The sequence below is a fragment of the Streptococcus mitis genome, assembly GCF_001579035.1.
Taxonomy (GTDB): Bacteria; Bacillota; Bacilli; order Lactobacillales; family Streptococcaceae; genus Streptococcus; species Streptococcus mitis_J.
This window is the reverse complement of the sequence record NZ_KQ970286.1, coordinates 8802-18247: the sequence shown is the minus strand read 5'-3', so window position 1 is coordinate 18247 and position 9446 is coordinate 8802. Positions and strand designations below refer to the sequence as shown.

General features: G+C 39.6%; 4 protein-coding genes and 1 pseudogene. All 5 read right to left on the bottom strand.

Features of this window, described 5'->3' with window-relative positions:
- Positions 1 to 63: 63 nt before the first annotated feature.
- A pseudogene (locus tag SMIDD26_RS02350) lies at positions 64 to 5410 on the bottom strand (ZmpA/ZmpB/ZmpC family metallo-endopeptidase).
- A gap of 21 nt (positions 5411 to 5431) precedes the next feature.
- Complete coding sequence (locus SMIDD26_RS02345; protein ID WP_061438789.1) at positions 5432 to 5995, bottom strand: TIGR01440 family protein; 564 nt, start codon at positions 5993 to 5995, stop codon at positions 5432 to 5434.
- A 123-nt stretch (positions 5996 to 6118) separates the two neighbouring features.
- Positions 6119 to 7801, bottom strand: coding sequence for a cache domain-containing sensor histidine kinase (locus SMIDD26_RS02340; RefSeq protein ID WP_061438788.1), 1683 nt, complete (start codon positions 7799 to 7801; stop codon positions 6119 to 6121).
- Complete coding sequence (locus SMIDD26_RS02335) at positions 7798 to 8535, bottom strand: response regulator transcription factor (RefSeq protein WP_061438787.1); 738 nt, start codon at positions 8533 to 8535, stop codon at positions 7798 to 7800. Before SMIDD26_RS02335 ends, SMIDD26_RS02340 begins: the two co-directional genes overlap by 4 nt.
- Before the next feature lie 70 nt (positions 8536 to 8605).
- Positions 8606 to 9446: peptide-methionine (R)-S-oxide reductase MsrB (msrB, locus tag SMIDD26_RS02330; RefSeq protein ID WP_246746858.1), on the bottom strand; the 841-nt coding region annotated here is incomplete at its 5' end.

Sequence of the window (9446 nt, the reverse complement as noted above, 5' to 3'; positions counted from 1 at the left end):
AGCATAAAAAGGCAGATACAGACAAAGCTGATCTACCTTTTTTCATTTTACTAGTCCTATCTACTATTTAGTGAATAAATCTCCAGTAAATCCGTCTGATTTCTGCAATAGTTGTTTGTAAACTTTCCATTTAAGATTCACTGTATTATCAAATTTATTACCTTGAAGGTCTTTTTCAACTGCAGCATCGAATAGCTCTTGAAGTTTTTCATATGTTGAAATCTTTTTACCATCAATTTCAATTTCTACAAAACCTTTCTCAGCTTTAGCTCTGACTTCTTTATACCATTCTTTCTTCCACTCTTCTAATGTATTAAATCTACCTTTAGAAACTTTTTGGATGATAAAGTCATCACCTAGACCTACGTTGCCGGCTGCTTTAGATTCTTGTTTATACTTGTTAGATGCATACCCTAAGAATCCATCAAGGTAACCGTAGTAGCCCCACATACGGAATGTATTGTGTTTGAATGAGATTGAGCCAGCCGTACTCTTACTTGTGTTACCACCGTAAATACCAGTCATCATATTCACAACAGTATAAGCAGAATCGAATCCTTCAGTACGGTAATGACCATTACCTGGTAGCCCGTGTTTAGTAGCGAAGTTGTTATCTACAAGTTGATCAATAGCTGTCAGTTTCATACTCTTCTCATCATCATTTAAATCACGAACTAAATCCCATTGGTGTGGTGCACCTTCTAACTTATTATAGCTAGCTTTTTCGCGATATTTCTTATCGATTTTCTTGAACCACTTATCGTTAGTTCCAGTATTTTTCTTGATGACAGATTCTGCTTCTAAGTAATCAAGCATCATCATTGATTCGTTATAGTTCTTCATGTAGTGATCAATCTTCTCACGACTACTTAACATATTAGGATCATAGTTATAAATTTGTGTACCGTCATTTTTACGTTCGTACGCCATATTTAATCCAAGTGAACCATATTCACCATTATAGTTTGTAAGTGATGGCGATTGTAGCATACCTTGAGCAAATGATTCAATATCTGTCCCTTCACGGTGACGCCATGTTCCTAAGTAGGCCATACGGTCATTGATATGAGTTGTTTCGTGAGTGAATGCAGATGTACCATAATCACTAATCATACTAGAGATGATGTAGTATACAGCTTCTGAGTTTTGTGGATTAGAAAAGATATAAGCATACGCACCCATACCGTTATATCCGTGCCATTTACCTGTAGGTCCATAGAACTCACGAACTGGAGCATAGTCACCATTCTTATTATGACCCATTCGGTCAGCCCATCCATTACCTGGAACATCTTGGTTATCCCAAATTGCTGATGGGACCATATTTTCAGATTTCAACAATTGATTACGTACATTATCAGCAGCAAGTCTTGACCAGAAGTCTAAGTAATTAATTTGCTCTTGTGCACGTAAATCGATTTCTTTCTTGAACGCTTCACGTTCAGCTTCTGTATTCTTACCATATTTCTCAAATGCACTAAACGCTAGCGTATTGTACGTTGAAATTAAGAACATGTGAGCCTTCTTCGTATTAAGAAGTGGTAAAATGTATCGACCATGTTCACCGTTATTTAAGTTTTCATATAAGTGATATTTCTTATTAGCAAAATCAGGGTTAGATGATTGTTTCTCAACTACATAGTTAGTATGAGAAATAGCTTTTTTATACCACACATTCATATCAGTATCTTCTGTAAAGAGTTTCATGTTATATGTTAAGAAGTCATTTAAATTACCTTTACCTGTTGCTCCCGCAATCACATCACGATAAGCATCTTGAGTTCGGTCCCCTTTCAAGAAATGTTCACGTGAACCAATTTGAATCAATCTATCGATAACGCTAACGTTCTTACCATAAAAATCAGGCTTGAACATCATAAGGTCTTTAATGCTCATATCATTGTATTTAAATCCATAATAACGATTTAAATAAGTAAGAGCCATCATAATTTTAGCTTTGTTGTCTTCTACTTTTTTAAGAAGAGCTTTCATGGTAGCTTCATCACTATTCAATTGATGGTCTTCGTTTTCGACTAAAGCTTTGACTAATTTATCCAAATTAGCTTTAGTTTCTTTGAAGCTTTCTTCAAGGAACAAGTTACGAATGTAATTGTTCTTATGATTGTCACTATTCTCAACTGGTTTGTTACGTTTATCCATTAACGCACGCACTTCAGGTGAAATCAATTCAACACCTGCTAATTTTGCTTTAATATCCGTTATCAATTGAGTACGGTCTTTAACAACCATATTCGGTATATAAACTACATCTCCTAAATCTGTAATACCGTATTCTTTTACTTGTTCCACGTTTGATGTAGCTTTTGCTGATACAGCTTTTTCTTCCTTAGTACCATCAGCATAATGAATCATAATATGATCAACATCTGACAAGTCCGTTACAAATTGTCCATCTTTCATACCTGTCACAGATAATACTTCTGTAGTTAGTAATTTAGATCCTTCAGGAATCTTATTACCTTGATTGACAATCCATTCTTTGTTGTAGAATGGTTGAAGTTTTTCAATATTACGGTATGCAAGTTCACGTTCTGCATTGTAATCTTGAGTAGTTTTGTACGTGTCAACTTTTGGTTTCACTAGGTTCAGTTTGTCTTCCACAAGTGGAGCAATCTCGAATTTATCAGCTGTAATATCTAATGCTGTTATCTTCTTATTCGCTTCCTCTAACTCTATCTCTCTAATTCTATTGGAACGAGAACGTTTAAATGAACGATCACCTGTACTAACATCTTTTACAACAAAGTTTCTATCCAGAGCATTATTGGTAAAGTAACCATCCTCGGCATCAATATCTCTTGAGCCATAGAATTCTTCACCATTTTCGACTTTCATCATCGAAACATTATCTTCTAGTTTACCCCATGCCCAGTTTTTACTAATGAAACCACCAACCTCAACTGGTGTTGTTACTTTAATTGTTCCTTTAGCGACTGAGTTTCTTACAGTACCATACTTACCGATACCATTTGGATCAGAACCATTATCAACAGTCGATGCAACACCAGCAACACGAGCTTTATTTGCCGTAATATTTGCATCTACATATGCCTTATTGATATGACCTTTCCAGACTTCTCCAACTATACCAGCAACATTCCATCCTCTATCACCAACACCAGCAATATTACCAATAAATGCAACATTTGTTAGTTTAGCTCCAGGTCCGTCTAATTTATTTACAACACCTGCAATATCGTTTTTAGCGACAATATTACCTGTTACTTTAACATTTTCAACGGTAGTATTTTTTAGTGTTCTAGCAAGAGGTGCAATATTTTCAGCCCAAGGCATATTAATATTTACATTAGCAAGATTAATATCGTGGATTTTTCCACCTTCAATATTAGCAAATAAAGGTCGAGCTGTATTGTGAATAGTGAAACGATTATCTCCATTGCTTGATAATGTACCTTTAAACGTAGCTGTCACATAAGATTTACTTGGAGTTGGAACATTGGCTGCATTAAGATCTGCACCCAGTTTGAACTCTCCAGTAGGGTTAGCTTGCATATCTTTTACAAGCTCGTTGAAGCTATAATAAATATTACCTTCTTTTAATTTTTGTTTTTCAAAGTAATGAACATACTCTTCACTGAAAGTATCATCTTCTCTACGTTGAACTAAGTCTGGAGCTTTTGCTACCACTTTGTACAATGTTTTTCCATCAACAACCACTTCTTCAACAGAACTTACCGCTAGTCTTGTTGTTTTGTTATCATGAGTTGTCACTCGTAAGTAAAGTGGAGCAACGTCTGTCGGTTTTTCAGTTATTAAACTTTTATCCGTTTCGACGCCATTTTCTATCCACACTAATCAAGCTAGTTGACGCAATGTTCTTGATTTCAACTTTCTTCAAGTCTAAACGAAGTGGTTTTTCATCTAAGGTCATTGTTTCATCACCTTGACCGCGATTATAAGTCATTCGCGTTGCTACTTTATAATCTTTATAAAGATTCAAACCTTCAACCACATCTTCTAGTTTTTCTTTAGATAGGTCGATGGTTTTAACAACCTTATCTCCATCTTTAATTTCAGCTACGATGTTCTTAATTTCTGCATTATCAGCATTCTCTAAATTATAGTTTAAATTTGCAGAACGATTCATCGCATTATCTGTGATACTCGTTAATGTTAAAACAGGTACCGATTTTTCTTTTGGAGTCTCATGATCATGTGACGTAGGTTGGTCCACTGGTTTTGTTACAGTAGGTGTTTCCACTGGTTGGTCAGCTGGTTTCATCACAACTGGTTGGTCTACTGGTTTCTCAGCTGGTTTCGTCACAACTGGTTGGTCTACTGGTTCCTCTGTTGGTTCCGTTTGTTTTTCTACAGCAGGCGTTTCCACTTTTGGTTCTTCAACAGGTTGATTAGCAGCCTCATCTTTTGTTTTTACTACTGCTGGCTGTGCATCTTCTTGTTTCGGTGTCTCTTCCGCTACCTTATCCTCTTTAGGATCTTCTTGTTGTGATGATTCTTTTGGTATCCTTGGTTGCTCAGGTTGTGTAGGTTGCACGGGTTGTTCTGGGACTTCTGGTTGTTCTACTGGAGTTGCAACTTTTGATTCCTCAGCTGGTTTGTCTGATGATTGACTTTCCTGTTTGACTGGTGCTTGTTCATCTGTTTTTGACTCAACTACTCCACTTACTTCTTCAACTGGAGCTGGTTCTGCTGAAGCTTCTTTTTCATCTTTTCCTTTAGGGAGGGGTTCGTCAGTAGGTTTTACCTCCGATTTTGGTTCTCCCTTTGGACTTTCTTCTGTTTTAGGTGCTTCTTCTTTTGGAGCTTCCTCTGTCTCTACTGCTTGGTTTTCTGGCTTAGCTTGCTCCTGATTTATTGTTACTTGGGGCTTCTCAACTTCGACCACAGTTACCTCTCCAGGTTTAGCTGAGGCTTCTTCTAAAACAGTGTCCAAGCCAAGCGTTTTGAGGATGTCACCTGATAGATAACCAACATAGCGATAGCCCTCCATTTCAACAACACCCTCTCGACTAGCCGGTGCTAGAGTAGCAACTGGGTCTACAGCTCCTGCACTAGGAAGAACTACCAATCCCATAGCTCCAACTAGAAAGACGCTGGCAATTTTCTTTCTCTTGTAGATTACAAGCAAGCTCCCAACAGTCAGTAAACCAAAAGCTGTCAAAACAGATGCTTCTGTCCCTGTTTGTGGCAACTGGTCTTTTTGATACACCAAACCATATACAACTTCATTTCCATCAGGCTTTCCTGTCTGGATTAAATCCTTAGCTTCTTGTGAAATAACCTCTTTATCTACATAGTGATAGGTGGCTGCGTCCACTACAGAAGGAGCCATCAAAAGGCTTCCAAGAAATACAGAACCTACAACTCCCTTAATCTTACGAATTGAAAAACGGTCTTTTTTAAACACTTTCATCTCCTTTATTCATTCTCACGACTTTCTGATAGAATCTTGCGGATAGTGCGCACGCGCACCTCCGACTAATTTTGGACGACTAGCCAGCGCCGTTACATGGGCATGACCAATCTCTCTCAAAAGAGGGCGAATCGGAACCTGAACATGCTTGACATGCATGCCAATTGCAGTGTCTCCGATATCCAATCCAGCATGAGCCTTGATAAATTCAACCTCAACTGGATCCTGCATAAACTTGAAGGCTGCTAACTGCCCCGAACCTCCTGCATGAAGAGTTGGAAGGACACTGACGATTTCCAGACCAAACTGCTCTGCCACCTGACGTTCAACAACGAGGGCACGATTGACATGTTCACAACCTTGAACGGCTAAATGGATACCTCTACTACCTAGAATACCCAAGATAGTCTCCACTATCAGCTCACCAATCTCTTGACTGGATTCTTTCCCAATCTGACCACCTATCACCTCACTAGAAGATAGACCTAAAACAAAAAGGGCCCCCTGCTTCAAATTGGCCTTTTCTAAAACATCTTCTAATACCTGACGTGTTTCTCTTTGAATCTGTGTCTCGTTCATCTCTGCCACCTCTTTTGTCACTATCTATCATACCGTTTTTTCTTGTTTTTAGCAAGATAGACAACCTAGAAAGCTTGCCCAATTACGCATAAAACTCCCAGAATTGACTGGGAGTTAGCTAGTTTATATTCTATTTATGTATATTTCCACTTTCGTCCCTTTTTGGGGCCTAGAATCAATCTTCATCTGGTAATCTTCTCCAAAATGAAGTTTGAGTCGCTGATCGACATTTTGAAGACCAACTCCCCCACGTTTGAGTTGACTCTGACTACTATCGCCAGCAGTTTGGAAGCCAACGCCATCATCCTCAATACGGATGACCAATCCTGAATCCTTTTTCTGAACAGAAACTCTAATATGTCCCTGACCTTCCTTCTCCTTGATACCATGGTAAAGAGCATTTTCTACAAGGGGTTGTAGGACCAGCTTGGGCAAGACTAGATTATCAAAGACAGGATTTTCATCAATTTCATAGTCCAACTTGTCTCCATAGCGTTGTTTCTGGATAAAGAGATACTGGCGAACATGATTGATTTCGTCAGACAGGCAAATCAAATCCTTGCCTTGATTGAGTGCCAAGCGGAAATAGGTTGCCAAGGACTTGGTCACCTGAACCACACACTGACTATCCTGAAATTCAGCCATCCAGATGATGGTGTCCAAGGTGTTATAGAGAAAATGTGGGTTAATCTGACTTGACAGTGCTTGAAGTTGGTACTGACGGGTCGTTTCTTCCTGACTACGAATATCTGCCATCAGCTGATCAACCTGATCCAACATGGCATTAAACTGGCGAGACACTTCTCTCAGTTCATAGGCACCAACTTCCTTGGCACGCAGATTCTGATTACCAGAAGCAATCTCCAGCATGGTTTCTCTCAAGTCATTCAGAGGAGCAATCCAGCGTTTAAGACTAAGCCACACCAAGCAGAGACAGGCAAGAAGAGATGTGAAACTGGCTCCAAGCAAGGTCCACATGAGTTGACTCCTAACCTGGTCTAACTTCTCCAACGAAGACACACCAAGCACCGTCCAATCAGTTCCAGCAATCTGTTCCTGACTGACATAGGATTTGTGAGCTGGAGTATAGCCCTGCCCTGTCTCAATATAGAGTTTCATGGCTTCCATTTCGCTAGACGAACTATAAACTGTGTGTTGAGGATGATAAACAAATTCATGGTTTTCATTGATGATAAAGGCAAAGCCCTGCTGCCCCAACTGGAGTTGATTGAGATATGCTTCCAGAGTTTCATAAGAAATATCCAAACGAAGCACACCCAGATTGGCTCCCTTTGCATCAAGAAGTTCTTGAGTGACAGAAATAACCCACTGACTATCTGATTTACGAGCTGGAGTCAAAACAGGCATGGCTCCCTGATGAATGGCTTTTTGGTACCAATCCTCAGCCATCATATCAGAGGAAGTTTTCATCTGCACACTATCATCTGTAGAAATGACCTGACCGGATTTAGTTACCAGCACAACAGTTTTCAAGTCCTGGTCTGCCTTTAAGATGGTCAAAAACAGATTTCGGATTCCCTCGTCCTTATCCTGACTGGGATTCTCAGCATAGGCTAGGACATCCGTCTGCTGGGTCAAACTAGTCGAAGTGGTTTCTAGTTTTTTAATATAAGACTGAATAAAGTGGCTAGTTTGGCTGATAGTCGTTTGGCTGTTGCCCTCAATGGTGGCCTCAATGGCTGAAGAACTTGATTGATAGTAGAAAGTTCCAACCAGAGCTAGGAGAATGAGAAAGACCAGAAAGATGGAAATAACCATTCTAACTAAAAGAGAAGAACGCTTCATCGGCCTTCTCCCTTCTTAAACTGACGAGGTGTCACACCTGCAATCTGCTTAAAGCGTTGGGTAAAATAGTTCATATCTTCAAAACCAACCTTTTCGGCTATCTCGTAAATCTTCAAATCTGTAGTCAAAAGCAAGAGCTTGGCTTGTTTGACACGTTCTCTCACCAGATAATCCTGAAAAGGTAGGCCCAACTCTTTCTTAATCAAAGAACTCAGATAAGTCGGACTAAAGCCCAAGTCACTGGCCAAAGACTTTAAACTAAATTGGCTGTCATCAAGATGAGACTGGATTTTCTGGGCCATGTTTCCCTCAAACTTATCGGTCAATAAATCTTGTAACTGCTCTTCCTTTTCTTCCTTATCCAACTTTTGCTTGATTTTCCCCAACATTTCCTCGATATCCTGACGAGAAAAGGGCTTAAGCAGGTAGTCATCCACACCTAGTTTGACAGCAGACAAGGCATAATCAAAATCATCGTAGCCTGTCAAAAAAACTAGATGAACCTGAGGATAGGTTTCTCGGACCAGACTGGCTAACTGGATGCCATTTAGCTGAGGCATGTTGATATCGGTTAAAATGATATCCGGCACCTGCTTTTGTATCAATTCCCAAGCCTGTCTTCCATTTTCAGCCTGACCGATGATTTCCATATCGTAGGCTGCTACATTGACCAACTTGGTCAAGCCTTGTCTTACCAGATATTCATCTTCTACGATTAAGATTGTGTAGGTCATGCTTCTCTCCTTTGTCACTTACTAGTATCAGTATAGCAAAATTCTCCTCTAACTGCTTAGGAAAGCCCTCTTAATCAACATAATCTAGTAAATAAGCATAGCCTTTTTCTTCCATTTGGTCTTTGGGAATAAAGCGGATAGAGAGGCTATTGATACAGTAGCGTAAGCCGCCCTTGTCCTGTGGACCGTCCGTAAAGACATGGCCAAGGTGAGAATCTCCCACTCGACTTCTCACTTCCATGCGCGTCATATTGTAGGACTTATCTTCCTTGTAGGTAGCAACATCTGGGCTGATTGGTTGGGTAAAACTAGGCCAACCACAACCAGACTCAAACTTGTCCTTTGATGAAAAGAGAGGTTCACCAGTTGCTACATCCACATAGATACCAGATTCAAATTTATCCCAGTAACGGTTTGAAAAAGCTCGTTCTGTTTGATTTTTCTGGGTGACTGCATACTCCTCAGGTGACAAGGTCTTTTTCAATTCCTCATCACTTGGTTTTGGATATTTGCTGGCATCAATGACGGGATAGGCTGCCTGATTAACATTGATATGGCAGTAGCCATTTGGATTTTTCTTGAGATAGTCTTGGTGGTAATCCTCTGCCACTACAAAATTCTTCAAGGTTTCCTTTTCAACTGCTAGAGGTTGATCGTATTTCTTAGCCACCTCATCAAAGACTTGGTTGATTACCTCCAAATCCTTGTCATCTGTGTAATAAACACCAGTACGGTACTGGGTTCCCACATCATTTCCTTGTTTATTTTTGCTGGTTGGATTGATAATGCGGAAATAATGAAGCAGGATTTCCTTGAGAGAAATTTGATTAGCATCATAGGTAACATGAACAGTCTCCGCATGACCTGTTTGGTTAATCAATTCGTACTTGGTTGTTTCCCCTCTACCGTTT